The organism is Ferroplasma acidiphilum (assembly GCF_002078355.1).
Lineage (GTDB): Archaea > Thermoplasmatota > Thermoplasmata > Thermoplasmatales > Thermoplasmataceae > Ferroplasma > Ferroplasma acidiphilum.
In genome coordinates this window covers 129,392-153,689 of sequence record NZ_CP015363.1, presented here as the reverse complement: position 1 = coordinate 153,689, position 24,298 = coordinate 129,392, and the positions used below count along the sequence as shown (strand labels likewise).

The window sequence follows — 24,298 nt, the reverse complement described above, 5'->3', positions numbered from 1 at the left end:
TATGTATGGAAAAAGATACAGTGAAAAAGATGAAAAGGATTGCAATGGAATGAATGGTGAGATGGGGCATCGTATGGGAAATATGGGACACCACAGAATGGGTTCAGGAGAAAACAGGCGTGGAATGCATGGATTTGGGTTGAAATATCTCATACTTAATATGGCTTCCAGTGAGGAGATAACAGGTGTGGATGTAATAGACAGAGTAGACCGGAGAACAGAAGGACGATGGGTGCCATCGCCCGGAGTCATATATCCTGCACTGAGAAAATTGTATGAAGAAGGCTATCTTGAAATGAGGGAAGACAACAATAAAAAATACTACAAGGCAACAGAAAAGGGAAAAGAGGTAGTAAAAGATACAATATTTCCGTGGAACCAGCGCAAGGAGGAAATAAACAGCATAGATACCATTCTGGAAAGAATGGAAGATTATGCACAGTTCATTATTGACAACTCCAGCAAATTGAATGACACGGAAAAGGACAGGATTAAAAAAATAAACAGCCAGCTTGGTACGTTCAAATAATATTATTTTAAAATTTATTAATTTATTTTAATTTTATTTCTGCTTAAACGCTTGAAGTGTTACGGCACCCTTTGCAGGGGATATTAAAAATATTATTAATTTTAACTCAATTTTTCAACAAGAAACGGAAGTGATTCCTCATACCTTGGAGTGTTGTAAAAATGGCCGCCATCAAACTCGTTATACCTGTGGCTTATATTGAAATTTTCCATCTTTCTATGCAGAGACCTCATCCCCATATACAGGTTATATTCATCCTTAAGCCCGACGTCAAGATAAATTGCATCCAGTTTTTTCAGGTTCTCAATATTATTATCTACATTTCTGGCAGGGTCAAAACTTGACCAGCGGCTCCATATATCGTCACGGAACATGCCTGTTTTTCTATCGAATGGGAGGTCGAATCCGGATTCAGAATTATTATATGAATAAAAGGCTGACATGCCAAGTATATTAAGTGCCCTTATTTCATTGTCGTTGAGGTCTTCTTTAAGGGATTTTTCATGAACATACTCATTTATGTCTTTATCTCCGAGTTCCCTGTATGTAACAGGTATATCCGGAATGTATACATATTCGAATCCACTATCACCGAAATGGTCTGCAAATCCATTGATAATTTCTGGATTTCTTGCAGCCAGTGTATAAGCTCCGAATCCCCCGGAAGATTTTCCAAAAAGGGCAGTTTTCCCGGTTTTATACCTTTCTGAAATAAATGGAATAATCTCTTTAATTATAAAATCCTCATAGTTGCCTGCTGCTGGAGAGTTCATATACTGGTTAACATGATATTTTGTAGAAAAATCCGGGTTAATTATCACTGCATTGCCCAGCATATTCCTTTTGTATAACTTATTCAGTACCTGCGAAAAACGGTTATTCAACTTTGGCGTTCCGTTCAGCCCGGCAAGCTCTATTAGCAATGGTGCCCCGGGATCAAGCTCTTCTGGATGGAATACAAGGATTTTTCGTTCATCAGGGTCTCCAAGTGCATTGTTTCTCAAAACTTTGCTTTTAATATCAACGAGTTCTGACTGTAAAGGCATATATAGGTATTACTGAAAAATATTTATTTTTAATTAAATCTTGCCGCAATTTATAAATCTTAAATTGTATGATTTAATCTACCTGCAATGGAAAGAAGTTGCATCAGGTCCAGCAAAATTTCTGCAGATGATGCCATAAAAAAGTTCAGGGCACTGGGATTGCTTGATACTGCTTACCATATTGAACAGGATGAAAATTATGTATACATTCCTCTCATCAGGCATATTGGCGGTTCTATTAATCATGACTTCAAGCCCCGTGAAGATGTATTTACAGGGATAGAAAAAGATTCTGAACGCAGGGGATTAAAAAATACAGGAGCTCCATATATCAGGCTTGGCAATTCAATCATATTCAAATCCAGCATAAGCCGGAGGATTGTATATAAATATGCATCACGGTTAAAAGTTGACAATATATATGTGGAGACAGGCAAAATTCGGGGAATTAAAAGAGAACCATCACTCAAATTAATTTACGGAAGTGGTGGGGAAACAATTGTAAGGGAGTCTGGAGTTTCCTATATTATGGATTTGCAAAAAGTTATGTTTTCGCCGGGAAATATAAATACCAGAAGCAAAATGAAATTTATAGATTTTACAGGCATGGTTATACTTGATATGTTCTGTGGGATAGGGTACTTCTCACTGCAAATTTTAAAAAATAGCAGGCCTGCCAGAATGGTAATGTGCGATATTAATCCTGATTCCATACATTATCTAAAAAAGAATCTACAGGTAAACAGGATTAAATCAAAGGTGGATGTATACACAGGCGATTCACGGTCAGTATTGCCAGTCATGCAGGCAGATTACATAATTATGGGCAATTTTAATTCTATTAATTTTATAGTAGCTGCACTTCTGCGTTCGAGGATCGGAACACAGATTTCAATGCATTACCTCACCCCAACTGAGAGTATGAATAGCACGCAGGATGTTATTGTAGATATTGCAAGGAAATTGGGTTATGTTATTGAATGCATTGAAAATACAAAGGTGAAATCTGTAGGGCCACATTATCAACACATGAATGCTATATTTAAGGTGAGCCGGATACTATAAATAAACATTAATATGCATTTATCTTATACAAATAAATGGAAAAGCAATTCGATAAGAAATTCATAAACATTGTTTCACTATTATTACGGTCTTTGCTGTTGATAGCCTTCGTTGCGGTTATTCTCCATATGTTTATAGGAATTTACTATTCGGTGGTGGGAGCAGTAAATTCACCATCTTCCATTGAAACTTATATATATTCTTTTATTGATATTATAGTAGAGGATTCCCTTCTTGCAGTTGTAATATTTGAAATATATGAAAGTGTTGTGGAATTTTTCCATGGGGAAGGTGATACTATCCTTTACATTATTAATGGTGCCATATCATTCACTGCCAGGGAAATAATAGTGACTGTCTTTACCGTACATATTTTCAGGATTGTAAATGTCTACGAAATCATAGGATTTTCAATACTTATATTTGCACTGGTAGCCTCCAGGTATCTGCTTGTAATATCCGGAGCAGGAAAAAATGAATTATGAAATATTCAGGGCTGTAAATCATAAAAGTTATTATATTATTTTCTAATCACCATTTAGGATAATGATACATCCATTAAATTGGTGATAATAAATGGTTAACAATAATAGGTCAGGATATGTTCCCAAACCAATGGAAACATTAAAAAACTCACTTGAAAAGAACATCATGATAGATGTTAAGGGCAACAGAATGTACTCGGGTATACTGGAAGGATACGATATATACATGAATCTTGTGCTGAAGAACGCTACAGAGACTATAAACAATGAAAACAAGGGAACTTTCAGCATGATGCTATTGCGCGGGGATAACATAATTTTCGTGTCCCCACCGGGAGGTGAATAAGATGAGCAATGGAACAGCATCAATGGGGAAGGCAAATACTAAAAAGATTCACATAAGATGCAGGAGATGCGGTCATAACAGCTACAATGTCAGGGAAAAAAGGTGTTCTTACTGTGGATTTCCATCCCCCAGAATTAGACATTACAACTGGGCAAAAGCCAAGTGAAGAATGTGCTGTTGTCGGATATATAGGCAACAATGCATATACCAATATAATTTTTGCACTGAGGGCCCTGCAGCATAGGGGGCAGGAGAGTTCAGGCATAGCTACTTTTGATGGGAAAATACATATAAAAAAGGGTATGGGTTTTGTATCCGAAGTTTTCAGGGATGAATTTTTAGAGGGGAGAATAGGAATAGGCCATAACAGGTATTCAACTGCAGGATCCAAGGGTGTTGAGAATGCAGGGCCATTTGTAATATCTTCCTCCATGGGGTATATAGGCATATCCCATAATGGGGAGGTTACCAATGCACATGACCTGCGGGAAAAACTGAAAGAAAAGGGTTACATATTTTATAGCTCCAGCGATACAGAGGTTATGCTCACAGAAATTGTGAGTGAGATCAATAAATACGGCATCAGGGATGGAATTAAAAAAGCTATGCTGAAAATTAAGGGCGCCTATGCGCTGGCCATTCTTATCAATGATACATTATATGCTCTGAGAGATCCTTTCGGATTCAGGCCACTTATACTTGGAAAGAATAATGATGGATATATAGTGGCTTCTGAGAGTGCAGCAATTGACACGGTTTCCGGGAAGGTTATCCGGGATGTAAAACCCGGGGAATTAATAGAGATCAGGGAAACAGGCTACAGGAGCATCTTTACCATAGAACATAAGAAATCACACTGTATGTTTGAATATGTATATTTTGCCAGGCCCGATAGCATAATTGACGGAAGGGAAGTTTTTGATGTCAGGTATAACATAGGTGTAAGGCTTGCAACTGAAAACCCTGTAAACGCAGACGTGGTTGTTCCGGTGCCCGACTCCGGTAGATCACAGGCACTTGGATATTCTGTATATTCTAAAATACCTTACAGTGAAGGGTTAATCAAGAATAGATACTCTGACAGGACTTTTATACTTCCTGACCAGGAATCAAGGTATAATGCAATTAAAATCAAACTTAATACCATTAAATCCGTGATAAACGGAAAAAGGGTTGTTCTGGTAGATGACAGCATTGTGCGGGGCAACACAATGAGGCATATCATAGGAATTCTGAGAAAAGACGGAGCTACCGAAGTCCATGTCCGTGTGGGTTCACCACCGATAATAGCCCCATGTTATTTTGGTGTTGATATGAAAACCAAGGATGATTTCATTGCAAACAACAATTCAATAGAAGATATTAGAAAGGAAATAGGTGCTGACTCCCTCGCCTACATATCAATAGAAGGGTTAAAAGAGAGCATAGGGATGAATGAGTTATGCCTGGGATGCCTTACCGGAATATACCCTGATGACATACCGGAAGGAGCAAAGCCAAATTACACCTGAATATTCATTTTCTTTTTAATTTCATTTACCATTCCTTCAGTATCTCCATCTGTTTTAAAAAAATCCATTTTCAATGTTATTGCCATCTTATTTGCTATTGCCCTGGCAACCTTTCCACGCTGGTTTGGTGGCAATGCAGACAGCCCGGGATAGTTAAAAATAATTCCATGTTTAGGTGGTGGTGTGCCCTTCCTCATATGGTTGAAAAAAGCTTTTTCTGCACCAAGTATTTGCAGGGTTCCAGCCGGGTATTTCACAAGATTTTCCAGGCTGCCAGATTTAAGAAGAAAGTCAAGTGCAAGTGTTTTCCCTATCAATGATACTGTATGTGGCATGTATTTTTCTATTTCATTGCCCAGATAATTGTCCAGATAAGACCTGAAGCTACACATATTGATTCCCATCTCAGCGGCCGCATTATCCACATCCTGCAATCCTGCATTTTTTAATTTTGAGAAATAAAGGCAGGGATCATTGTTATATTTTATATCAAGCAAAGTGTATATTGAAACAAGCTTTTCCAGATACAGGTTAATTATTTCCTCTAATTCCTTTTTAACAGAATAAACTTTTATGATGTACTGATCGTGGGAAAATTCAGAATTTATTCTTTCTTTTTCGAATTTTAGAAGGATTTCCCTTAAATCCGGGATTTTTTCTGAACATGTCTCTTCCGTTTCCGGGATTATCCCTTGCCTCAGGCTTTCTAATATGTTCATGTAATCTTTTTGCAGGTTTCTGTACAGGTATATTTTTTTGTCTATTATTTTTCCGTACCACATTATTTTCTCCATATTTATCACTCAATATTCCATCAAGGTCCACTGCCTTAAGGTCATTTAAACTGTCCACGAGCATTGTGCCAAAGGCAAGCAGCTCATTATCACCAGAGTATATAGCAACACGGCTTCCCTTGTGTATATCCCCTATCAGGGCTTTTATTCCGGAAGGGTATATATCCGAACCGTGCATAATATTTTTTATTGCCGTATTTTTCACGACAACCTTTGGAGAATCGGCGAAAACGAAATCCATAGGGATTACCATATTGTCAAACAATGATGTGTCTCCCTGTTTTTTTAAAACTACTGAATCGCTGAGTTCCTGCAGGGTGTGTATATGCGATTCATTAAACTGCCCTGTTGAAAGCCTTCTCAAATCTGCCATCTGGGCCCCTGTACCAATTACATAGCCCATATCCGTACATAATGTCCGTATATATGTACCTGACTCACATTTAACCCTGAAAAGTATTAATTTTTCCTGAATTTCCAGTACATCCATATTATATATTGTCCTTTCCCTGACTTGCCTTGAAACTGCTGACCTCACAGGGGGCAACTGGTAAATCTTCCCGGTGAATTCTTTAAACACCTTCATTATATTATCTGTATCAGCAGTGGAGTAAAGCCTCATAACAGATATATATTCTTTTGGCCTTTCGTGTACTATATCTATCAGTTTTGTGGCCTTTCCAAGTGCCATTACAAGGACACCGGATACATTCGGGTCCAGTGTACCTATATGGCCCACTCTTTTTTCACCTGTGATTTCCCTGACCCATGCATCGATCTGGTGGCTGGTCGGGCCCTTCGGCTTGTCTATCACGATAAAACCGTTTATTTCTTCCGGGGTTGAATTTGAAGCATACATAGATTATAGTTTATTATAAACCTGATTTTAACCTTTGTTTTTATCAGGTTCGAATTTATTGTAAAAGTCTACTATATCGTTAACAATATTCTCAGGAGATATATGGTCTGTGTCTATTATATAGTCATAGTTTGTAAAAACCCGGTAATCTATTCCATAGAAAATCATATATCTTAAAAACTCTGACCTTGCCCGCGTCATTATTCCAGCCCTATCTACTCCTTTGTCTCTGCTGGCTAATCGATCAACTCTGGTGGCAATATCTGTGTTCAAATAAATTTTAATAGCATTTATATTATTCTTATATGCCATATATCCCGATAATCTTGATTCAAGTATAATATTGTCATTATGCTGCATGAATTCAACAATCATCCTATCTTCTTCTTTATCAATTTCAGGATGATGCTCCGCATAATTGCTAAAGTCAATTAGATCCATGTTATATTCTTCAGCTTTCTTCCTGAAAAAATAACCGCCAGAAAAAAATTTATAATTTAAACTGGAAGCCAGCAATTTGCCAACTGTAGTTTTGCCTGACCCTGATTCCCCGCTAATTGTTATTATCATAGTGAACGCGCTGAGTCATCATCCAATTTTCTTAGTTTGTATGTAAAGTCCACAAATTTCATAATACTGGTAACGAAGTATCCTACAGCAAGGTTTCCAAGTGTGTATAGTGCCATCCACAGTGGCATAATATATATTTTTGATGTAACTATGTTAAGATTTAAATCCCAGGGCATTGAAACATACTGGTAGTGTATTGTAAGCATAAAGACGTATAGCCATATAAATATCAGGAAAAAGAATATTTCTGTGACCATAAGTGGTTTCATTGTATTCATTGAAAGTGCAGCCTGGTCCATCTGCCTCTGCATTGACAATTTCTGTAATTTCTGCTGCCTTGCACGATCTCCAGACCTGTACGCTTCCCTCATAGCTTTCTGGTATGCCTTACTAATCATCTGTGTTTTTCCCATTTTCAGCCAATCAGTGAAGAAATACCTTGGTATTGAAGATATAAGACCCAGAACTATTCCGGTAAGCATTAAAGTCAAAATCGGCAGTTCGTAATTAAAACCTAATAATGGCATAAAAACATAATTAAGGTAGTGCCCCAGAGGATTTCTTATTGATGGATCACTGATAATGAATATTAACCCGAGACCTGCGAACATGAAAACAAACTCTATCATCATGAACTTAGTCATCTGCGGATTCTGTGCTGGCCTATTATTTCCCTGTTGCATATTATAAACCTCTCAAAATAGCCTCTGCTGCTATCTCTGGATGATTGTCTGGATTGTATATATACTTTATTGTGGCCCCAGAGTATACAGAATATGCTGCGGCATAATACCTGTTAACCTGCTGGTGTTCTTCTATGTCATTGATAGTATCTTCATCCCTGCTTCTTGTGGAATCATTGTCACGGCGCCGCTTAATTTCTGCAGGAGTTGATTCAATGAGAAAGTATGACGACACCATCAGTTCATTAAGAACCCATGCTGGCAACCCCGGAAGGTAACCTGCAGGAGATTTTATTGACATGTGTGTGTCGATAATGATATTATCCATCTTTCCCAGCTGGTTGGATGTTTTTTTCTGAAGATTTCTCTGAGTATCCACATCGAGCCTTCTTATATCATCTCTGGATTTGACCAGATCAAGGTCTCTGGCCATGTCAAACATAAGTGACCCGAAATTGATAATTTCGTACATAGACTTCTTTGAAACCATATCAAGTATTGTAGATTTTCCTACACCCGGTATTCCTGAAATAACTACTCTCATTTTTATCCACCATTGAAGAACTGTCTTATCAGAGGATGCATTTCCATAAGCTGTTCCCTTCCCATTGCTTCATAGAACTGGATTACTATTCCCACGGCCAGAAGCAAGCCGGTTCCACTGGTATCACCTACCGTCCCGATAAGGTCTGCAGCCCCCGCAAGGATACCAACTATAGCACCACTGAATATGGTTATGGCTGGTATATATTTGCTAAGCACCTTTGCCATTATACGGGGGTCTCTTCTGAAACCCGGTATCTGCATGCCACTGGACCGTATCTGTTTCGCAACTGCATCTGGACCCATGTTGGTTGTTTCAATCCAGAATTTTGCGAAGAGTATACTGAATCCGACCAGGAACACCATAAATACCACAATATGTATTAATTCCTCCACAGGCGTGTGACCCAATAACACGCTTTGAGATACAGATGGTTGCAATATGGGGAACAACCAGTCCGATAAGCCGTTAGGCGTATACAGATAATACGCGAGACCTCCGGTGGGAGTTGTGCTGGATATTCCCAACGTAGAGATCTGCGCAGCACTTGCATACGAACCTAAGAGATGGCTATGCCCCAGTATAGGAATTTTACTCAAGACCGGACTATCCCAGAACAGAAGTGTCCACATTGAGATATTTGCCAGCAGGGCAGTCGCAAGTATTACCGGTATGTTAGATGCATATAAAAGCTGCAAAGGATACCGTCCCCGTGCTCCCCGCACCCGTTCATGCGCTATAGGCAATTCTATCTTGCTACTCTGGAAGAATGCAACCACAAAGAATATAAGCAGGGTTCCAACCAGTGCAATCATAGGATTTGGCTGTGCGAAAAGAATCTGCTCCATTCCTGTATTTGTTAGATATGAACCGGGAGCATTGATAAACAGGTAAAGTGCCTTTGGTATTGCTCCGGCAGGAGGATTAGATAATGATAATGGAGAAGTTATAGTTGATGGAATCCAGTTAAATGTGCCGGTAAACAACTGCTGTGACACACCTGCTGCTATAAAGAGCGAAATTCCAGAACCTATACCGTATTTTGATACTACTTCATCCATCAGAAATACAAGGTATGATCCAAAGAATAGCTGCAATATAATTATTGATTGTGCCAGAAACTCACCGTATCCAGGAACAACATGGGCTATGTTTGAGACAAGCCCTGCATCAGGTACCAGAAATCCAAAGGCCTGGGGTATAGCTTCAACAAATATCATTATTATTACCAGAAGTTTCTGGAAACCCTGATAAATAGCCTTATCACTGGAATCACTCAGATCCAGGTTAAATATTTTTGCTCCGGCGAAAAGCTGCATTACTATACTGGCTGTGACTATTGGGCCTATGCCAAGATCCATTAATGAACCTGATGCACCGGCGAATATTGCCCTGAATGAAGCAAAAACATCCACTGTTTTCGATGTGTTTAATCCATATATGTAGATATTCGTTAGTGCAAAATATATCAGCACTACTACAGCAGTCCACATCAATTTATATTTAAACGGTACGTGTCCCTTAGCCTTCTTAATTGCAGGCAACTTTGCGGTAAGATTTTCCAGCCCATATAGCCTGCTCTTCTTCGGTCCTTTATAACTCAATAACAGGTATGCAATAATAAATAATGGGGATGATAACAAGCCCAGTATGAACAGCTTTAGTCCTGTATAATGAGAAAAATAATAAAATACAACAATAAAAAGAGCGAATATGAATATTACTGGGATAGCCGCTCCCTTATTTCTACGGATTTCAGTCATGTTCTATCGTGATACCATGATTGGAAAGCTTATTAATAGATTTTTCGGTAGCCTTGGGAATTTTGATTTTGCATTTGATCTCAAAATTTCCGCTTGCTAGTAATTTTGTGTATCCAGCACTTTCCAGGTCTATAACGTCATTTTCTACATATCCGCTGGCTTTGAGCACTTCATACCTATCATTCAGCTGTCTGAGTGTTATAGGATTTTCATATGTAGTTGAATGGCTTGTAAATCCATGGACACCGTAATGGTTCTTGTCGTGAATGATCAGCCATATTTTCTTATGCCCGCCAAGCCCGGCCATACCGCTTCCTCCACGCTTTCCTTTTCCTCTTCCGGATTTCATGCCTCTGCCATAATGGCCTCCTCTTAATTTTTTAGTTTTTGTCCTTACCATTTAAATCTACCCCTGGAACAATCATGCGCCTAATAAGGTTATTAATCTTGCTGCCCCTGTAACCTGCAGAACCATTCTGATGGAATGGCTTCTGTATTGCTTCATAACCGCCCTTTGGCGGATTGAGCCTTATTACAGGTTTTACATCAGGAAGGTCTTTTATCTTTACTTTGTTTTCTGACAAAGCCTTTGCCAGCTCTTCTATAGAAGAGTAACCGGATGATTTTAGATAATCTTCCGTCAATTTTTTCCTTCCATTAAGGAGTACCCTTTCCTTAAGAAGCAACTCAAGGGTTTCAGTGTCAACCTCCCCCCATGTTACATAATCTTTGACCCTGTTCAACATACCGTTTAAACTTTCAGATTCTTGAAACAGAACCATATGGTTAATCCTGTTAAGGTTCAGCAGTTCAGCCGTTTTCCCTGCAAATGGCTTTATGCCAGTGCTTCCTCTAATTCTTATTATTGCTATCATGTTCTATTCCTCCTACGTATATGGGCGTTGTTAGATTAATCTGCGAATTCATCTTCATCGATACAGTTTTCTTAAGTGCATCAAATGTTGCAAGTGCATAATTTACTGTTGTTTTTGTGTGGCCTGATGCGAATCCCCATGCATCTTCTATTCCTGCCATCTTAAGTATAATTTTCACTACATCACCGACAGCAAGCCCGACTCCCTGGGGGGCTGACTTTAATTTAACCACAACTGAACCTGATTTTCCAATGATTTCAAATGGGAGTGAATGTGGCCTTCCACATCCGCATTCCCATGATCCACACCCTCTTTTAATTTCTATGATATTTGTTTTTGCATTGTTAATTGCTTTTCTTATTGCTGGAGCAGCTTCCTTTGCCTTGCCCCTTCCGATACCAACATATCCATTTCCGTTGCCTACTACTGCAGTAATTGAGTAATTCATTCTTCTCCCGGAGTCAGTCATCCTCTGGGCTCTCTCTATGTTAATTACCTCATCCTGCAGATCAGGAATTAGATAATCAACTATTTGATATTCCTGAAGTGGAAGCTTTGTATGTAAAGCATCTCCTATACTCTGAATTTCGTTATTTGCAACCAGCCTTCCAAGTTCCGTCTTCGGAATCCATTCTTCATCCATAATTATTCACCTTTTTTAACGTATTTTGAAATATCCACCTTATTTTTGAGATGTTCACCATTTATCCTGGATTCGTCAGGGAATACATCCTCGCTGGCAGGTATTTCTATCCCGGAATCAACTATTCCCTTCAATGCTGCAGCTAATCGGCCTCCGTGTATAAATTTATACCTTCCTGTATCAAATATTGCTGATTCTATTCCCTTTTCTGCTGCCTTTTTGCCTGCAAGGTAGCCGGCAAGGTACATAGCCTGAATGTTATTGCCATATACTCCGTATTCCTTTTGCAGTGTCTTGTCTGTAACAGTAACCTTTACCAGGTCTCCAGAAGGGCTGTAATCAACAAATTCAATCATGAGTCCTTTATTTGTTGGCCTTACAACTGCACGTGTCACGTTTGACTTTAATAATCTGTATCGTTTCTGGTAGTCTGTTATGCCCAGATTTCTTCTTTTAAGTACTGGTGTCGTTTTCATGTTTATCCTCCTTTATCAATGATTCCGTTTTAAGGTGAGAAACAAGCTGTGCCCTTGAAGAGAAAGACCCGCTCTTTATGGTTCTGTAATATTTGCGGTATGTTGTTTTATCGATTGATTCTTTCTCTTTTAAGGTTTTCAGTTCATCTCTTAAAGCCCTTATGGTTGTTATCCATCTTCTCTTTCTTGGATATCTCGCATATTTTGTTCCTCTGACAGAACCCGGACCCCTTCTTCTGCCTTTGGTTAGCTGGTTTATTCTTTTCTTCAGTCTCTGATTTGAATGGTTCTTCTTATCCCTTCTCTGTATTATATTAAGGCCTATCAGTTTCTTTATATCCTCACGGGATGTTGCATCCAGTACCCTATCAAGATTATTTGTATCTATCCAGACTCTGGATATGCCAACCTTAAGCTCATCTGCTGATATTTCCTTAACGCTGGACATTTTCATTTGACCACCCTATTAAATATGTGTATGCCGAGATTATCAGCTTCAGATTCTATATCTATTCTTTTTCTGTATCCAACAGAAGATGCAATTCTTGCACCTTCCAGATCAGGATTTATTTTAGACAGTTCATTTACATTGTGTACAAGAACTTCCCTGAATCCTGATGGATGAAGGCCCCTTACAGCTCTCGGGGTTCTATACCCGGGGCCGACTACAGGAGACCTGTACCCTAGATGTGTTCTGAGCTTTGAATGCTTTCCTCTCGGTCTTCTCCATGAATCATCAAATTTCTTATACCTGAACCATTCCTGCCTGTGGAATTCTACTCTTCTTCTATTTACTTCATTTTTTTTCTTTAATAGTACTTTCTGTTCCTTAGTTAATAAGGGCTTATAACTCATCCGGATTCACCCCCTTAAGCAGATATATTCCATCCTGGAACACACGGGCATCGAAATGTTTTATATAAGTTGCTCTTTCTATATTAGCAGCTGTATCCCCCATGTCCCTCTTGTCAATGCCTTCAATAATTACACGGTCCCCCTTTACCGATACCTTGCAATTTTTGATCTTTGCAATTCTCGGGGCTTTCCCGCCCAGGAAGTTTTCAACGTGCAGTTCATTTCCACGTACTGAAACCCTCATAGGGAAATGGGTGAAATCTATTTTCATTTCATATTTGAACCCATTGGACACACCGTGAAAAACAAGTTTTAGTTCGGAATACCATGTTCCTATGATTCCGTTTGTGAACTTGTTTTCCTTGCTAACCGCTATTATTATTGAATTTTCCTTTTTGTATACCTTTACGTATTTATCCCTGAAATTCCTTGAGGCTTCCCCAAGTTTTCCCTTAACATTAATGACAGTGCCATCAATGTCTAAACTTATTCCTTCAGGTATTTTTAATTCCATTTTATCTTTCCAATTTACCATTCATTCCACCTCTCAGTAAACATAGGCCAGCAATTTTCCACCTATCCCAAATTTCCTGGCTTCAAGGTGGCTCATAACACCCTTAGTGGTAGTAAGTATTATTATGCCGAAATCCTGTGCGGGTAGATATCTTGATTCATATCTTCCTATGCTAGATCTTGTAACAGATAGCCTTGGCTTTATTACACCACAGTTATTTATTGTATCGCTAAGGACAACACTGAATTTGCCACCTCTTTCTTCTTCTATTACCTCAAAGCTCTTTATGTAGTTGTAATCCTGCATCACTTTAAGGACACGCCCTATGATTCTCGAAGCGGGGCTTATGGTTATCTCGTTTTCACCTATTCTCGAGGCCATCTTTATGGTATTTATTACATCATTTAACGGATCACTTTTCATTAATATCACCTCAACTGTATTTACGGAAACCGATCTTCTCAGCCGTTTCCCTGAAACATTGCCTGCACATTCTGATACCATATCTTCTTACCAGACCTCTTTTCCTTCCACATCTGACGCATCCCTGAGAATGCCCGAAATTCTTTTTTGGTTGTAATTTTACCTGCATTGATATTACCTCACAATCTGAGCGTTGAAGTTCTCCTCAAGAAACTGTATTGTTTCTTCCTTTGATATTCCTATGCTTCTTGGTATACTCTTGGGTGCAATCCTTCTGCGTGGCAATCTGTATCCGCCTGCCCGTTTAAGTATTATAGCGATATCCATTCCGAATATTCCTATATCCGGATCATATTTCATGCCTTTGAAATCTGTATAATCTGTTATCCCGAAATAGGCATTTCCCTGCTTATCAAAGGAGTACACAGGAATTTTATAGTCCTTCGCATAAAATGCTTCTTTCAGGAATTTATAAGCATCATCTTTCCTGAGGGTGACCTTTGCGCCTATGTTGAGCCCTTTCCTTATGTTGAAATCCCTTATTGTTTTCTTAGCACTTGTAATCACGGGTTTATGGCCCGTCAATAATTCTATAACCTTGGTTGCTTTTGTAAGCCTCTCGCCGGCTGCACCAACACCAATATTTATTACTACTTTGTCTATGGCGATTTTCCTCATCGGGTTATCTGTTTTACTCATCATTTGATATCACCTCTATTTCCGGTGTTTTAAAGGTATACTTGGGCGTGCCTACGACAAACATATAATCTTTTATTGTTGAAAAGCCCTCGTTAAGATATACCATATTCTTAACTGATGATTTTTTTACCTCGATAGATTTTATAGTGGCAAGTTCGCCAACGTGTGAACCACCGGTGATAAACACTTTATCTCCTTCAGCTATTTTCAGCACATTTTCTATTTCAAGGTCAGGTATCTTCATTAATAGGACATCGGAAGTGTTTATGTCTTTTCTATCGGTAACTATTGTTTTTCCATCATGGAAACCAAGCTGTATTTTCCCTGTACCTATAATAGTTTTTTTAACAACTTTAAATAATTTCAATCCTTTGTTGCCAGGGGCATTCTGGCGAATTACAAGTTTGCCCTTCCTGTCATAAACAATTATATAGTCATTTTCCAGTGTATCTATTGAAAGAACATCCATGAATCCAACAGGAAATCTTCTATCTTTAACTATCCTGCCATCGACTTTTACCATATTGTTATTCAGTATCCTGGTAATTTCACGTTCCTTATCCCCGAGTTTAAGGTAATCCCTTAAAGCAATAAGCATCGGAATGGAATCCTCCTTGCTATGGGTGGCTGGAGTCGGAGTAACTGACCAGAAATTTGTTTTTCTTGGAATTTTCAGTTTTCTCGAAGCCATCATTATTTTAGTTTTCATTATCATCATCCTCTTTTATATCGTCTGTTTCTTCAGTGTCACTATTATCTTCCTCAAGTTCGTCCCCGTTATCTTCTGGAAGGTCAATAGTTTCGCCACTGCTTTCTCCTACATCAACTGGCTCAGATTCTACCGGTGTTGCTTCCGACTCCGCCGGTTTTTCTGGTTCAGGCGTTGGAAGGTTTCTCCTGGCTGTTATTTCTTTAATCTTGTTAAATCTGCCTTCTATTGAAAGATCCAGTTTGGTGACCACAAGATTGCTGTGGTCAATATAATACTCAACCTGTTTTCCATCGGCCTTGGCAATTGTTATGCCCTCTATTGCTATCTTCTTAGTTTTATGGCTGACACCTATAACCTTGCCACCCTCGCCTTTCCTTGAACCTGATACTATCTTTACTATATCTCCTTTAACGACCGGGAAACGGCGGATGCCATATTTCTTCTTCAGATCGCGATTCAGAGACACATTTATTTTTGTATTTAACATTATAATACCTCACACTATAGTTGACGCAATTGCGGCAATTCTTGGCCATCTCTCTGCGGCTTCCCTGGCAACAGGGCCTTTAATTTCTGATCCCCTTACTTCCCCTTCCGGGGTTACAAGCACAGCAGCATTATCTTCAAACTCGATAATATTGCCATCTGCCCTTCTATATGGCCTTCTCTGCCTCACAACAACTGCATAGACGACCTTTGCCCTCATTTCCGGTGTTCCTTTTCTAACACTGGCAATAAATAGGGTACCGACACCAGCAGCTGGTATTCTTCTAGCCACAGTATGCAAATCTTTAACCCCTATGAGGCTAATCATTTTAGCCCCTGTATTATCAGCACATGGAATAACAGCCCCGAGAGGCAGCCCCCTTGATTCATTTCCTGAAATACCCTTCATTTAGTTCACCCTTTCTATAACCACAAAATCTATGGTTTTTGCCAGTTTCCTGCATTCAGCAGCCTTAACGCTGTCACCAACTTTTACGTCTATACAGTCTGGAAGATGAGCATGGTATTTGGTAAATTTTGTTATATACCTCTCATATTTTTTAACATATACCTTGGCTTCCCTCCGTATTACAACACTACGCTTCATTTTGACTGAAACAACCTTGCCCTCCAGTATTTGACCATGGACAGGAAGTTCACCGTGAAATGGGCAATTAATATCATTGCATTCCTTTTCAGGTGGTTTCACATCTATTCCTATATTATTCATCTTGATTCGTACCCCCTTAATTTTTTATATATTTTTCTTTTCTCCTTTGTTCTATCTTCAGGCTTTATTAATATGGCATCTCCATTAATATCGTAATGTGCACCTTCATTGAATTCGATTCCAAATATGGTGCCTGATTTCTGTATGCTGCATATTTTAGACCCATTCCATATATACATCATGTTTTTTGTTTCGTCAATTAATTTGCCTTTAATGCCTACATTTTTAATGTTATGTGAATTTTTTACCGTTATATTTTTGCCGATAAATTCCATTAAATAGACTTCATTTGCATTCATGCCATCTGCACCTTGAATCCCATGCTTTCCAGTTCCTTTTTCATAACATCGCGATGGTCCCCCTGCAATTCAATACTCCTACCATCTTTGACCGTTCCGCCTGAGGCAGCTTTCTTTTTTAATGTTTTTGCGATGTCGTTTATGTTCTCTGTTTTCGGATCAATACCATCTATAACAGTTACAAGCTTTCCATACCTTCTTTTATCTACACTTATTTTAATAAGCTTACTGTCACGGTTAAATCCTTCCCATGGTTGCAGTTCTTTTGGCATTCCTGTGAAATCTTTATCTTTCATTCTCTTTTTTCCTCCATAACAGTAAGTATCCTTGCAATCTGCTTTTTTATAGAGTGCATTGTGCCCGGGCTTGCTGGAGCACCACCCATAGCTATAGCTGATCTCTCTTTCAAAAGGGATTCCTTTAAGGCCTTAAGTTTCTCATTTATTTCCTCATCGGACATTGCCCTTAATTCCTTAGCTTTTAGTTCCATCTTCCTCTACCTCTTTACTTTCTTCTGGCATCGATTTTTTATCGGGTACTGGTATTTTTCTTTCTGTGTTTATTGATATCTCATCCGGTAAATGGTAATCCTGCCTTAGCAGCCTTACGTAAATTCCTATGGCACCGGTTTTAAGCATTGCAACTGAGTACCCGGTTATGACACCAGCCCTTGCAGGTTCACCCGAATATTTAATTTCTCCATACATAAACTTCTGGGTTCTTGCTCTCTCTCCAGATATCTTTCCACCGATCCTGATTAATACTCCCCTTGCGTGTTGATCAATTATTCTCCTCAATGTGGTATTTCCTGCTTTTCTGTAATTCCACCCCTTTTCAAGGGAAAGTGCTATTTTTTTAGAAATAACCTGCGGGTTAAGATCAGCGTTCTCTACCTCCTTTACCTCGATCTGGGGAGATTCTAAACCATATTTGGTCTCCAGAATGCTGGTCATTGCCTTGATTTTAGATCCGTGCCTGCCGATAACAAGCCCTGGCCTGTTAACATAGAGCGTTATATTGGTTCCGAAAGGGGTACGCTTCATATCCATACCACCGAAACCGGCACTATCGTTCTCTGATTGCAGGTATTCAGTAACCAGCAGTTTTTTAATATTGTCACTTACAAATTTTTTCTCCTTCATCATATCACTCCTTTTCATTTTCTATTACGACTATATCAAGATTGATCAGATCTTTGAAATTCGCACCTGCCCTGCCGTATGCTTTGGGAGTGAATTTCTTAATCATCCTTCCCTTAGATGCGGAGATATGGAATATTTTTAAATCATCTGTTAAGCCTTTAAATTCGGCATTTGCTGATACATCATCAAGCAATTTCTGGAATGATTTGACCGCCTTTACAGGATATCTTCCAGGACCTATGCCTTTCCTGTGTGACACGGAATCAAGGTACCTGAAATAGGGCACAGCCATTTTCTTCTCAACAACAAGGTTAAGGGCATTTTTTGCTGCCTCAAGATCCATATTTCTGATGAAATGGGCTACGTTAACTGCATCCTTCAGAGATATATCGGTCTCTTTAACCTGTGCTCTAGCATGCTTTTCCGGCATTTTATCAATACTGTATCCTTTCATAATATCACTTCAGTGGCAGGAATTTTGATGACCTTGTAGCTCCGACTCCTGGACCGGAATGCTTTACCTCTTTTCTTGTTGGCGCAAACTCACCTAGATAATGGCCTATCATTTCCGGCTTGATTTCAAATTTCAAATAGGATGTGCCATTATATAGCTCTATTTTCTTTCCCACAAATTGTGGCAGGATTATTACATCCCTCACATGTGTTTTCAATGTTTCCTTATCCCCGAGAAGATCATCAAACAGTTTCTGCTGCTCGTGATTCATTTCCCTATTGTAGGATCTTCTTACACGGGCAGGGAACAACTCCAGAAGCTCCGGAAGTTCCATCTGCTCAAGTTCTTCTATAGTTTTTCCACGGTAGGAGAACTCTCTAGCTCTTCCCGTAATGGCTTTTTGAGCCTTTCGTGATCTTCTCTTTATCGATTTTACAGATACCTGTCTTCTAACTACCATTTCTTATCCCTCCTTTTTGGTGATAATCTACCAACCTTTGCTCCTGGTGGTGATCCTCTTGCTACAGTGCTTGGACCTCCAACATGCTGGTGATTTCCACCACCATGTGGGTGATTTACTGCATTCATTGCTACACCCCTGACGGTATACGGCCTTTTGGCCTTGCTTTGAAGATATTTTATATGCTTTCCAGCTTTTAATATTGGTATATCCCTGGCTCCTGATCCAGCTACCACGCCGACAGTTGCCTTGCAATTTGGATTAAGCTCCCTGGTTTTACCAGATGGTAATTTTATTGAAACTGAATTGCCATGGCTTATTATCAGTCCGGAAGACCCTGCAGTTCTGCAGAACTTCCCGCCATCACCGGGATGGTTTTCTATATTGTATACATATGTTCCATCTTCTATTTTTGATAGTGTTGTGGTAGTGCCGTTGTTTGAATTGCCGACCTCCCCTGCATACAATTTCTGGCCCTTGAAAGCTCCGTTGAAAGCTATCATATAACTGATCTCATTCTGTTCATTTTTAAGTGACAGTAACGGTGCATTTCTACCCGGTGCCTGAATTATATCATCTATACTGTAATTTCCATTGGAAAGATGCTTAATTTCAGCAAGATGCCTGTGACTCGGGCTCCTGTATGTTAATGAACCGTGTCCTCTCCTCTGTGCTACTATATGTTTTCCCATTATATTCACCTTAGAATATTCCTATTCTGCCGCCTATTTCCTCTGCGGAGTAATCATCGGATAATTTAGCTATTGCCTTTTTACCCTTTTTGGTTATCAGGATATTTAATCCAATTACTTTTACGTCAAATCTTTCTTCTATTTCCTTCTTTATATCTTTTTTTCTGCCTCTGCGGTCAACTATGAAAGTGAGTTTGTTCTCTTTTTCCATCATCAATGTGGTCTTTTCTGTAACCACCGGAGATATAACATAATCCATTTAATTCACCTCCCTAAGGTTTTCAATTGTGGATGCAGTATAAATTGTCAATCTCCCTGGATTTCCTCCAGGTGCGAGTTTGGTTATGCTAAGGCTATTAAGTGAAGCAAGATCAACGCCTGGCAGTGAAGCAAAAGCCCTTAAGCTCTCCACAGAAGAACCAACAATAAGTAAACTTTTAGGTTGCTTATATGTTCTGTTTCTCATTTTTCCACGTCCGGCCCTTATTTTCTTCCCGTCCTTAGATCTTAATACATCGTCATAAACACCAAGATTTGATAACACCTGAACTGCGTCCTTAACCTTTGTAATACTTTCAATATCATCTTCTACTACGACAGGAAACGTTAACTTTTCAATAGATTCCTCTGAAATTCTATGCCCTCTCTGCAGTATGCGTTCCTTATTTGCAGTAAAGGCGATCGCACTTAATTTAGCAAGCCTGCGTTCCTTTTTGTTGATCTTTTTATATAAAACCTTATCACTGCGTGGTGATAGGGCACTTCTTCCACCTACCATGCTGGCCAGAAGAACTCCCCTCGACCCGCTTGCAAGTCTTGGAATCCTTGAGATACCATGGTTAGGTCCAAGATTGTGGCCCACTCTTCTTGTTCCTGCCAATGGGCTAGACCCGTAAGGTTGCCTCATAGACAGCGAAATTGCCCTGAATGCCTTGTGTATCAAATCTTCCCTGGTTTCTATCTCGAATACCTGTGGAAGTTCTATTTCCTTTGTAACTTCTCCCTCAATAGAATAAACGTTAGTTTTCATTTTTAATCACCCTGCTTAGATTCTCTGGATATGTATGTAATATCGACTTTGTCCGTATTTGGAACAGCCTGCCTTGCGGGGTCTCTCATTTTAATAAGCCGTTTTGATGGCCCGGATATGGAGCCGTAAAGAAGTATGTAATCATTTCTGACAAGCCCGTACTTCAAGAACCCACCTTTGACGTTAATTTCGTCTACCTGTTCTTTCGTTGCAGTTTTCATTATCCTGATATTATGTATTGTTCTTTGGTGTAACCCAACCTGCCCGGCTTGTGGGACAGTGTTTCTTACCCAATCGGGATGCCATGGACCAAGGGTTCCGATCATCCTTCTGTGTTTTCTGTTGCTCCTTGGTAAAAGTTTAACTCCAAATCTTTTTACTACTCCCTGAAAACCTTTTCCCTTTGTAACTGATATGACGTCGACAAAAGAACCGGTAGAGTTGAAATCATCAAAGTGAAGTTCTTTGCCTAATTTTTCTTCTGCCAGTTTGATTCTGTCTGCTATGGTAGAACCTGATATTCTAACTTCAAATATCTCAGGGGTTTTAGTTGGAATTCCAGTAACAAGTTGAGGATTTGTATTCACAAGTAAGCGGACATCAGCGACGTCCTTTATTTCAATATTTTTTGGTTCTTTATTTTTAATTTCAGGAATCCTTTTGAATACCTCTTTCTCTATTTGTTCAGCTCTTTTCTCAGCGAAAACCTGAAGCCCGTTGTCTCCATCTTCATAGTATCTTATAGCTATGACATTGATCGGAGGAACTTCCACCACAGTTACAGGAACCATAATTGTTTTTCCAGCAGTTACACTGGTTTTTCTATAGTCAGTAACCTGTATGTGTGTCATACCTACTTTATATCCAGCGAATGCCTGAATCTTCGATTTGCCCTCTATCTCTGGCCATGAACGAATTTCAGCCCCAATTTTTTTAGCACGTACTCTGGGATAGTACGCCATTGATCCCCTTCGGGAATGATGCGGTGTTGCCATTTTATATCACCAACCGTTACACTTGCTATATTGCCAATAAATTGCAATATTACGGGTTGCATTTAGCATTGCCCAATGTGTATGGTTAAATTCTAAAGGTTATTAGATTAATATTTATTAAGTTTGTTATTTAATTTATACGTTCACTATGGATTTAGTGGATTATAGAAAAGATATCTTATGGTAGACTGAATATAAAAATATATTTAATGATGGTTATTCACACCTGTATGGATTCCCGTGTGATGGGAATAAGGTTGCCGGGCAAAATTCTTTAATTTTATCAAGAGACGATCTAGCCATCTGCATATTTTGTGTAAACATGCTATCAATTTTTATTTTGTTCCTTTTAATTATAATAGAGTCCCCAACAAATAGTGAATTTTTATCACGAAAATAAATTGAAACATTATCCATGGTATAACCAGGAGTTCCAATAACTTCCAGAAAATCAATATCCATTTTGTTATATGAATAAACGTGCTGTATTCCTTCAAATTGTAGCCCTTTGCCTTCTACTTCAAGAATACCCCTGAGCGTAGGACCATTTTTCATACTCCCCATTTCCCTCTTTGGAACGTATATTTTCGGATTGTATACGTCGTAAATATCCCTTAGTGCGCCTACATGGATGTAATCTACCGCGGTAATCAGAATGTAGTCGGGGTTCAAGCCGGAATCCTTATAAAAATTGATGACTTTATTAGCGTCAGATTTAATTCCAGCATCTATCTGTATAACTGTTCCCATGTATTTTATAACGTATACATTTACAACCGTATTTGGTATGATCATAATTCCTTCAGGAAAATCAAAATTAATTTTAGACAAATATTATTACCCCCAGAATGCTATTAATTTAAATTATATAAATGGATATATTATGATTACCAGCAATAGTATCATAAGATACATATTGGAAAAACCGAAAGCTTTTCTGAAATATTTTTTGTCATACAACCTGAAAGCTGGCTTTAGAACATAGTATAACAGAATTATATCCATTATGATAGCAATTGGTATATATGGCAGGCCAAGTTTTATTGATGGGACAAGTAGAGGTATTAATGAATAAAATATTAGAATCACGGTATTTATAACGATCCAGAATTCTGTTTTCTTTATTCCAACTATTGCTGGAAGCATTGGCACGTGGCTGGCTTTGTAATCGTCCACATTGTTAATTGATAGATTCCAGAAATGAGTTGGTGTCCACATAAATACAAGGAAAGCAAGAAATAGAGATGTAAAGGATACAGAGTTGGTTAACGCTGCCCATCCAGCCAGAGCTGGGAAACCTCCCGCTATACCGCCAATGACTATGTTCCATGTAGTTCTTCTCTTGAGAAATATTGTATACAGGAAAACATAGCTAAGGAAACCCCCAAAAATGAATAACGCTGTGAGTAAGTTAATAAATACTGAGCTTAAAACAAAAGAAACAACTATCATTGCAGCAGCTATACTGAAGATAAGCCCTCTTGTGCCGGGATTAAGTGTAGATGACCGGGACCTTGTTCTCTTCATTTTGGTATCTATATCCATATCATAAATATTATTGAACATGCTGGCTGACATCGATGCCAGAGTCCCACTCAAAATCAATAAAAACAATATAAGAGGATGGGAAAAACTGCCTGGTACCAGAATAAATGCTGTAATGGCAACTAAGTCAATTAGAATCGTAATTTCTAACTTTGTAATTTTCATGAAATTTGTAATTTTGCTCATAATTAGTCACCATAAATAATGTTTATTAAAAATTTTAAAAGATAAATTTATTTTATTTATGCACCGGCTGAAGGTGGAGTTATTACAGTTCCATTATCATAGTTGTTGGGTCCGTAGTTTTCAGAGTAAGTACCGACATGGAATTGTTCTACCATTTCGCCTCCCCTGGTTGTGTTTAACCAGCTTTCATACTGTGCTTTAGGAAGGACGAAAGCCTGTCCTCTCATATGAGCGTGTCCAAGACCGCAGAGTTCGACACACTCAAATTGGTATTCTCCGGTCAATGTAATATTAGACCATACATAGTTGTAATGACCCGGGAAAGCATCCACTTTAGTTACGTTAATCAGGTAAAACGAATGCATCACATCCACACTAGTTACATTAAACTGTATAGGCGTATCAGCTGGAAGTACAAGGAAATGCCTGCTTGATGCTCCGTTGGGGTATATGAACACCCACTGCCACTGGTAACCTACAACATTGATATCCATATAATGGTGGCTATCTGTAGGTGCGGATGGTGCAGCGCCAGCGACCCTGATACCATATGCAGGCGGTAGGTCATAAACCAGTAAAGACAGCAATATTAACACAACAAATAAAACGAATATTTTAAATATTGTTTTATTGCCACGTTCAAGGTTTTCAATCCTGCCCGGCCTCATATCCATATCTTTGTTGTATTTCTCCTTCTCAAATTCATCTGCATTTTTAGGCTTATAGCTTTTTAAAAAGACATATACATACCAGAGGGCAAAACCCCCTCCTATCAATATGCCTGGTAATACATAAGCCAGAAATATAGATGTTATTTCGGCCCCCGTAATGGAACCCCTGGGTATCAAATGATACACACTTGGAATTATATTATATATTTCAAACAT

Annotated in this window: 40 protein-coding genes; 6 read left to right on the top strand and 34 right to left on the bottom strand. The window is 38.9% G+C overall.

Annotation, left to right across the window (positions count from 1 at the left end):
• Nucleotide 1: 1 nt before the first annotated feature.
• The gene (locus fad_RS00955) at nucleotides 2-529 is read left to right on the top strand and encodes a PadR family transcriptional regulator (protein ID WP_019841607.1); all 528 of its coding nucleotides are present in this window, start codon (nucleotides 2-4) and stop codon (nucleotides 527-529) included.
• 101 nt (nucleotides 530-630) lie between these two features.
• Here the strand turns inward: fad_RS00955 and fad_RS00950 are convergent, their stop codons facing one another.
• Nucleotides 631-1,575 (bottom strand): alpha/beta hydrolase-fold protein, encoded by a 945-nt coding sequence (locus fad_RS00950; protein WP_081141395.1) that lies wholly within the window; start codon nucleotides 1,573-1,575, stop codon nucleotides 631-633.
• An 87-nt stretch (nucleotides 1,576-1,662) separates the two neighbouring features.
• On the opposite strand from fad_RS00950, the gene fad_RS00945 reads away from it, so the two are divergent.
• The 5 genes from fad_RS00945 to purF all read left to right on the top strand — a co-directional run bounded on the left by fad_RS00945 (nucleotide 1,663) and on the right by purF (nucleotide 4,982).
• The gene (locus fad_RS00945; protein WP_081141393.1) at nucleotides 1,663-2,640 is read left to right on the top strand and encodes a class I SAM-dependent methyltransferase; all 978 of its coding nucleotides are present in this window, start codon (nucleotides 1,663-1,665) and stop codon (nucleotides 2,638-2,640) included.
• 35 nt (nucleotides 2,641-2,675) lie between these two features.
• Nucleotides 2,676-3,125: a phosphate-starvation-inducible PsiE family protein gene (locus tag fad_RS00940; RefSeq protein WP_081141392.1), complete on the top strand. Its 450-nt coding sequence runs from the start codon at nucleotides 2,676-2,678 to the stop codon at nucleotides 3,123-3,125.
• A gap of 91 nt (nucleotides 3,126-3,216) precedes the next feature.
• Nucleotides 3,217-3,471, top strand: a complete 255-nt coding sequence (locus fad_RS00935) for an LSM domain-containing protein (protein ID WP_009887195.1) — start codon at nucleotides 3,217-3,219, stop codon at nucleotides 3,469-3,471.
• A 1-nt stretch (nucleotide 3,472) separates the two neighbouring features.
• Entirely contained in the window at nucleotides 3,473-3,637 is a 165-nt protein-coding gene (locus fad_RS00930) for a 50S ribosomal protein L37e (protein WP_009887194.1), read from the top strand.
• Nucleotides 3,558-4,982: an amidophosphoribosyltransferase gene (gene purF / locus fad_RS00925; protein WP_081141390.1), complete on the top strand. Its 1,425-nt coding sequence runs from the start codon at nucleotides 3,558-3,560 to the stop codon at nucleotides 4,980-4,982. Before fad_RS00930 ends, purF begins: the two co-directional genes overlap by 80 nt.
• On the opposite strand, the gene fad_RS09440 is transcribed toward purF, so the two are convergent.
• From fad_RS09440 to fad_RS00760, 33 genes are all read right to left on the bottom strand, one after another.
• The gene (locus fad_RS09440) at nucleotides 4,973-5,695 is read right to left on the bottom strand and encodes an NOP5/NOP56 family protein (RefSeq protein ID WP_236940637.1); all 723 of its coding nucleotides are present in this window, start codon (nucleotides 5,693-5,695) and stop codon (nucleotides 4,973-4,975) included. The genes purF and fad_RS09440 overlap by 10 nt on opposite strands.
• Complete coding sequence (locus tag fad_RS00915; protein ID WP_009887191.1) at nucleotides 5,580-6,635, bottom strand: RNA-guided pseudouridylation complex pseudouridine synthase subunit Cbf5; 1,056 nt, start codon at nucleotides 6,633-6,635, stop codon at nucleotides 5,580-5,582. The genes fad_RS09440 and fad_RS00915 overlap by 116 nt, the downstream gene beginning before the upstream one ends.
• Nucleotides 6,636-6,662: 27 nt before the next feature.
• Nucleotides 6,663-7,205, bottom strand: coding sequence for a (d)CMP kinase (gene cmk / locus fad_RS00910; RefSeq protein WP_081141389.1), 543 nt, complete (start codon nucleotides 7,203-7,205; stop codon nucleotides 6,663-6,665).
• Nucleotides 7,202-7,888, bottom strand: a complete 687-nt coding sequence (locus fad_RS00905; RefSeq protein WP_009887189.1) for a DUF106 domain-containing protein — start codon at nucleotides 7,886-7,888, stop codon at nucleotides 7,202-7,204. Before fad_RS00905 ends, cmk begins: the two co-directional genes overlap by 4 nt.
• A gap of 1 nt (nucleotide 7,889) precedes the next feature.
• Nucleotides 7,890-8,432: an adenylate kinase gene (locus fad_RS00900; RefSeq protein WP_009887188.1), complete on the bottom strand. Its 543-nt coding sequence runs from the start codon at nucleotides 8,430-8,432 to the stop codon at nucleotides 7,890-7,892.
• A gap of 2 nt (nucleotides 8,433-8,434) precedes the next feature.
• Nucleotides 8,435-10,195: a preprotein translocase subunit SecY gene (gene secY / locus fad_RS00895; RefSeq protein ID WP_081141387.1), complete on the bottom strand. Its 1,761-nt coding sequence runs from the start codon at nucleotides 10,193-10,195 to the stop codon at nucleotides 8,435-8,437.
• On the bottom strand, nucleotides 10,188-10,595 hold the full coding sequence (locus fad_RS00890) for an uL15 family ribosomal protein (RefSeq protein WP_009887186.1): 408 nt from the start codon (nucleotides 10,593-10,595) through the stop codon (nucleotides 10,188-10,190). Before fad_RS00890 ends, secY begins: the two co-directional genes overlap by 8 nt.
• Nucleotides 10,576-11,070 (bottom strand): 50S ribosomal protein L30, encoded by a 495-nt coding sequence (locus tag fad_RS00885; protein WP_009887185.1) that lies wholly within the window; start codon nucleotides 11,068-11,070, stop codon nucleotides 10,576-10,578. Before fad_RS00885 ends, fad_RS00890 begins: the two co-directional genes overlap by 20 nt.
• The gene (locus tag fad_RS00880) at nucleotides 11,048-11,713 is read right to left on the bottom strand and encodes a 30S ribosomal protein S5 (RefSeq protein WP_009887184.1); all 666 of its coding nucleotides are present in this window, start codon (nucleotides 11,711-11,713) and stop codon (nucleotides 11,048-11,050) included. Before fad_RS00880 ends, fad_RS00885 begins: the two co-directional genes overlap by 23 nt.
• Nucleotides 11,714-11,715: 2 nt before the next feature.
• Entirely contained in the window at nucleotides 11,716-12,189 is a 474-nt protein-coding gene (locus tag fad_RS00875; protein ID WP_009887183.1) for a 50S ribosomal protein L18, read from the bottom strand.
• Nucleotides 12,167-12,643: a 50S ribosomal protein L19e gene (locus tag fad_RS00870; RefSeq protein ID WP_009887182.1), complete on the bottom strand. Its 477-nt coding sequence runs from the start codon at nucleotides 12,641-12,643 to the stop codon at nucleotides 12,167-12,169. The genes fad_RS00875 and fad_RS00870 overlap by 23 nt, the downstream gene beginning before the upstream one ends.
• Nucleotides 12,640-13,044, bottom strand: a complete 405-nt coding sequence (locus tag fad_RS00865; protein ID WP_009887181.1) for a 50S ribosomal protein L32e — start codon at nucleotides 13,042-13,044, stop codon at nucleotides 12,640-12,642. Before fad_RS00865 ends, fad_RS00870 begins: the two co-directional genes overlap by 4 nt.
• Entirely contained in the window at nucleotides 13,034-13,579 is a 546-nt protein-coding gene (locus fad_RS00860) for a 50S ribosomal protein L6 (protein WP_009887180.1), read from the bottom strand. Before fad_RS00860 ends, fad_RS00865 begins: the two co-directional genes overlap by 11 nt.
• A gap of 12 nt (nucleotides 13,580-13,591) precedes the next feature.
• Nucleotides 13,592-13,981, bottom strand: coding sequence for a 30S ribosomal protein S8 (locus fad_RS00855; RefSeq protein ID WP_048074184.1), 390 nt, complete (start codon nucleotides 13,979-13,981; stop codon nucleotides 13,592-13,594).
• Between the two features lie 10 nt (nucleotides 13,982-13,991).
• On the bottom strand, nucleotides 13,992-14,150 hold the full coding sequence (locus tag fad_RS00850; RefSeq protein ID WP_009887178.1) for a 30S ribosomal protein S14: 159 nt from the start codon (nucleotides 14,148-14,150) through the stop codon (nucleotides 13,992-13,994).
• Nucleotides 14,151-14,155: 5 nt separating this feature from the next.
• Nucleotides 14,156-14,683, bottom strand: a complete 528-nt coding sequence (locus fad_RS00845; RefSeq protein WP_009887177.1) for a 50S ribosomal protein L5 — start codon at nucleotides 14,681-14,683, stop codon at nucleotides 14,156-14,158.
• Nucleotides 14,673-15,389 (bottom strand): 30S ribosomal protein S4e, encoded by a 717-nt coding sequence (locus tag fad_RS00840; RefSeq protein ID WP_019841601.1) that lies wholly within the window; start codon nucleotides 15,387-15,389, stop codon nucleotides 14,673-14,675. The genes fad_RS00845 and fad_RS00840 overlap by 11 nt, the downstream gene beginning before the upstream one ends.
• Nucleotides 15,379-15,879: a 50S ribosomal protein L24 gene (gene rplX, locus fad_RS00835; RefSeq protein WP_081141386.1), complete on the bottom strand. Its 501-nt coding sequence runs from the start codon at nucleotides 15,877-15,879 to the stop codon at nucleotides 15,379-15,381. Before rplX ends, fad_RS00840 begins: the two co-directional genes overlap by 11 nt.
• A gap of 9 nt (nucleotides 15,880-15,888) precedes the next feature.
• Nucleotides 15,889-16,287: a 50S ribosomal protein L14 gene (rpl14p, locus tag fad_RS00830; protein WP_009887174.1), complete on the bottom strand. Its 399-nt coding sequence runs from the start codon at nucleotides 16,285-16,287 to the stop codon at nucleotides 15,889-15,891.
• A complete protein-coding gene (locus fad_RS00825) occupies nucleotides 16,288-16,608 on the bottom strand; it encodes a 30S ribosomal protein S17 (protein WP_009887173.1) in 321 nt (106 codons plus the stop codon).
• Nucleotides 16,605-16,907 carry a ribonuclease P protein component 1 gene (locus fad_RS00820; protein WP_009887172.1) on the bottom strand — a complete coding sequence of 101 codons (303 nt, stop codon included), beginning with the start codon at nucleotides 16,905-16,907 and terminating at the stop codon, nucleotides 16,605-16,607. The genes fad_RS00825 and fad_RS00820 overlap by 4 nt, the downstream gene beginning before the upstream one ends.
• Entirely contained in the window at nucleotides 16,904-17,203 is a 300-nt protein-coding gene (gene yciH / locus fad_RS00815) for a translation initiation factor (RefSeq protein WP_081141385.1), read from the bottom strand. Before yciH ends, fad_RS00820 begins: the two co-directional genes overlap by 4 nt.
• A complete protein-coding gene (gene rpmC / locus fad_RS00810) occupies nucleotides 17,200-17,397 on the bottom strand; it encodes a 50S ribosomal protein L29 (protein ID WP_009887170.1) in 198 nt (65 codons plus the stop codon). Before rpmC ends, yciH begins: the two co-directional genes overlap by 4 nt.
• Nucleotides 17,381-18,067: a 30S ribosomal protein S3 gene (locus fad_RS00805; protein WP_009887169.1), complete on the bottom strand. Its 687-nt coding sequence runs from the start codon at nucleotides 18,065-18,067 to the stop codon at nucleotides 17,381-17,383. The genes rpmC and fad_RS00805 overlap by 17 nt, the downstream gene beginning before the upstream one ends.
• Nucleotides 18,054-18,503 (bottom strand): 50S ribosomal protein L22, encoded by a 450-nt coding sequence (locus tag fad_RS00800; protein WP_009887168.1) that lies wholly within the window; start codon nucleotides 18,501-18,503, stop codon nucleotides 18,054-18,056. Before fad_RS00800 ends, fad_RS00805 begins: the two co-directional genes overlap by 14 nt.
• A 4-nt stretch (nucleotides 18,504-18,507) precedes the next feature.
• Nucleotides 18,508-18,963, bottom strand: coding sequence for a 30S ribosomal protein S19 (locus tag fad_RS00795; RefSeq protein WP_009887167.1), 456 nt, complete (start codon nucleotides 18,961-18,963; stop codon nucleotides 18,508-18,510).
• Nucleotides 18,957-19,655 (bottom strand): 50S ribosomal protein L2, encoded by a 699-nt coding sequence (locus tag fad_RS00790; RefSeq protein WP_009887166.1) that lies wholly within the window; start codon nucleotides 19,653-19,655, stop codon nucleotides 18,957-18,959. The genes fad_RS00795 and fad_RS00790 overlap by 7 nt, the downstream gene beginning before the upstream one ends.
• A gap of 10 nt (nucleotides 19,656-19,665) precedes the next feature.
• Nucleotides 19,666-19,914 carry a 50S ribosomal protein L23 gene (locus fad_RS00785; RefSeq protein WP_009887165.1) on the bottom strand — a complete coding sequence of 83 codons (249 nt, stop codon included), beginning with the start codon at nucleotides 19,912-19,914 and terminating at the stop codon, nucleotides 19,666-19,668.
• Nucleotides 19,915-20,685: a 50S ribosomal protein L4 gene (gene rpl4p / locus fad_RS00780; RefSeq protein WP_009887164.1), complete on the bottom strand. Its 771-nt coding sequence runs from the start codon at nucleotides 20,683-20,685 to the stop codon at nucleotides 19,915-19,917. It lies immediately after the preceding gene.
• A 2-nt stretch (nucleotides 20,686-20,687) separates the two neighbouring features.
• Nucleotides 20,688-21,680 carry a 50S ribosomal protein L3 gene (gene rpl3p / locus fad_RS00775; protein ID WP_019841599.1) on the bottom strand — a complete coding sequence of 331 codons (993 nt, stop codon included), beginning with the start codon at nucleotides 21,678-21,680 and terminating at the stop codon, nucleotides 20,688-20,690.
• 216 nt (nucleotides 21,681-21,896) lie between these two features.
• Complete coding sequence (locus fad_RS00770; protein ID WP_009887162.1) at nucleotides 21,897-22,511, bottom strand: MBL fold metallo-hydrolase; 615 nt, start codon at nucleotides 22,509-22,511, stop codon at nucleotides 21,897-21,899.
• Between the two features lie 33 nt (nucleotides 22,512-22,544).
• On the bottom strand, nucleotides 22,545-23,411 hold the full coding sequence (cyoE, locus tag fad_RS00765; protein WP_081141383.1) for a heme o synthase: 867 nt from the start codon (nucleotides 23,409-23,411) through the stop codon (nucleotides 22,545-22,547).
• A gap of 56 nt (nucleotides 23,412-23,467) precedes the next feature.
• Nucleotides 23,468-24,298 (bottom strand): cytochrome c oxidase subunit II, encoded by an 831-nt coding sequence (locus tag fad_RS00760; protein WP_081141382.1) that lies wholly within the window; start codon nucleotides 24,296-24,298, stop codon nucleotides 23,468-23,470.